At 37.7% G+C, this 1,822-nt stretch carries 2 protein-coding genes; both read left to right on the top strand.

All coding sequences use genetic code 11. The features are described from left to right. The coding region (locus AC1DRF_RS25835) for a protein adenylyltransferase SelO (RefSeq protein WP_477742059.1) at nt 1–1,192 on the top strand (1,192 nt) is incomplete at its 5' end. A gap of 438 nt (nt 1,193–1,630) precedes the next feature. Next, a partial coding sequence (locus AC1DRF_RS25830; protein ID WP_477742058.1) for a hypothetical protein occupies nt 1,631–1,822 on the top strand: 192 nt, incomplete at its 3' end.

Genomic DNA, 1,822 nt, shown 5'->3' with positions numbered 1-1,822 from the left:
CGGGAATACGGTGGCTATGCTGATAGGGGAGCAAGTTACGCCTTCGGGTGAGAAAGTAGACCTTCAGCTTAAAGGCTCAGGCCGAACACCGTATTCMCGAGGAGGAGACGGCCGGGCAGCTCTAGGACCTATGCTGCGTGAGTATATTATTAGTGAAGCCATGCATGCTCTTGGTATTCCGACTACTCGGAGCCTAGCAGTCGTAACAACAGGTGAATCCATTGTTCGTGAAAAAGAACTGCCGGGGGCGATTTTGACGCGTGCAGCTTCCAGTCACCTTCGTTTTGGCACATTTCAGTTCGCTGCAAAATGGGGAACGGTCGAAAACCTTCAAGCTTTAGCTGACTATGCATTAGAACGTCACTTTCCCCACATAGAAAAGAACGAAAAAAAATATTTATCATTGCTTCAAGAAGTGATTAAGCGTCACGCTACCCTAGTTGCTAAATGGCAGCTTATTGGTTTTATTCACGGCGTCATGAATACGGATAATATGACAATTAGTGGAGAAACAATTGATTACGGACCATGTGCATTTATGGATACCTATGATCCAGAAACTGTATTTAGTTCAATTGATGTACAAGGGCGCTACGCTTATCAAAATCAACCAGGCATTACAGGGTGGAATCTTGCGAGGTTTGCTGAGGCTTTATTACCGCTATTGGATCAAGATATAGAAAAAGCAGTTGAAATAGCGCAAAGCGCTGTGACCGAATTTCCAAAATTCTATCGGGAAAACTGGCTGGCAGGTATGCAGGCTAAACTTGGGCTTTTTAACGAAGAAAAAGAAGATGAAGCATTATTCCAAGACCTTCTTACAATAATGAAAACCTATAAAGCTGACTATACAAATACGTTTCGTGCATTAACTTTCGATAAGCTAGAAAATAGTGACTTGTTTGAAAGCAAAGAATTTGCACAGTGGCATGAGCTATGGCAGAAAAGATTAGGTAGACAAAAACAATCTAAAGCGGAGTCACAAGAGCTTATGAAAAATAATAATCCGGCTGTCATTCCTCGAAATCACCGAGTGGAAGAAGCGTTAGACGCAGCACAAAAAGAAGACTACAGCGTCATGGAAACCCTTCTTGAAGTGCTTTCCAGCCCATATGAATCTCCGGTTCAGCCAGAGTATTGTACACCGTCTGCTCCGTCTAATCAGCCTTATCAAACGTACTGCGGAACTTGATTCTTAAATAAGAACTGCTATTTAAAAACAGCATAAATGACGTCAAAAAGAGCTCTTTATAAAGAGCTCTTTTTGATTTCCTGAAAAATGTATTATTGATTCATTAAAATGATAGCGATTTCTCGTGAAAAGCTACATAAAATTTAACAGGATAAAAGAATCAAATTGAAAAGTAATTATCTAATTCTTTTGTCTCTTATTATTGCCAATAGGAACTATTATATAATAAATTATTCCACTATTTCACAAAAAATACATTAACGATATTTTTTTGAAAATGGCTTACTTAAACAGCTGTAGAAGAGCTTATAAAAAATATCAGGTTAAATATGATGATGAATTTGCCCATTTAATCAAAAAGTTGAAGGTTTAAGACTTTATAACCAAATGAAAAATATAAKGGGAGAAAAAATGAGATGATTACTCCATTTTACCTATTTGACTTTTCAATATTATGCAAGTAATCTTGGAAAGGTAATGGAACCGGTTCTGTTATTTCACCAGATTGATATGACTTCTCGATACATAGAAAATGAATTGCTTGTGAGTGACACAAGAAAAGGTATTATACAAAAGGGAGAAAAACAGATGAATATTAAGAAAATCGCAAAGCAAACTACAGCTTTATCT

The organism is Priestia sp. P5_B4, from assembly GCF_056400385.1.
This window is presented reverse-complemented; position numbering and strand designations above follow the sequence as displayed.